This is a genomic window from Helicobacter valdiviensis (genome assembly GCF_003245365.1).
Classification (GTDB): domain Bacteria; phylum Campylobacterota; class Campylobacteria; order Campylobacterales; family Helicobacteraceae; genus Helicobacter_D; species Helicobacter_D valdiviensis.
In genome coordinates this window covers 1-774 of record NZ_NBIU01000107.1, presented here as the reverse complement: position 1 = coordinate 774, position 774 = coordinate 1, and the positions used below count along the sequence as shown (strand labels likewise).

Here is a 774-nt window from a genome sequence, read left to right as displayed (position 1 = left end):
AAGCAAGGAGAAATAATGGATAATAATACAGCTAAAAATGATTATAAACAAAGAGAAGAGAAAGTTATGGATGCTATTTAACAAAAACAATCACCCAAAAAGAATTCATTGGAATAAAAAAATCTTTCTTTTTCTTGTCCTATTATTCTTTATACTCTGCTTTATTGTTATTAATAAAAATATTTATAATGCTATTAGTATCAATGGAAAACAAACAAAAATACTAGTTTTTAATAAAACTTCTTATGATATTTATAGTTTTAAGCTATTTAATGGAGAATTTAAAAAGCTATATGATAATGGTAACACTAAAATGAAACTTGAGATAAAAAATGGTAAATTAAATGGGGAAATCATAGAATATTATGATGATGGAAAAATTAAATCTATTGGGAATTATAGCAATAATAAAATAACTAATGGTTGTATGTCTTTTTATTATAAAAATGGAAATTTATCAGAATATTTTTGTTATAAAGATAATAAACAAGATGGAATTCAAATGATGTTTTATGAAAATGGTAATATAAAATTACAAGCCTTTTTGCAAAAAGGCAAACTTGTTGGAATTGAAAAGATTTTTAGAGAAAATGGAACATTGTTGTATGAGATTGATAATGATAATGCTCTCATAAAAGAATTTGATGAAAAAGGGAATTTTATAGGAATTCCTGATAGAATAAACACTCAAGAAAACTTTAAAAAGATTTTAAAAAGCCCATAACTTTACAAGAAGTAACATATTAATCAAGATTAATTCATTCTATCTCTTAA

The 774-nt window shown here is 22.7% G+C and carries 1 protein-coding gene; it reads left to right on the top strand.

The features are described from left to right. Nucleotides 1-37 precede the first annotated feature (37 nt). A complete protein-coding gene (locus B6S12_RS10735) occupies nucleotides 38-724 on the top strand; it encodes a toxin-antitoxin system YwqK family antitoxin (RefSeq protein WP_111230736.1) in 687 nt (228 codons plus the stop codon). The last annotated feature ends 50 nt before the right edge of the window (nucleotides 725-774 follow it).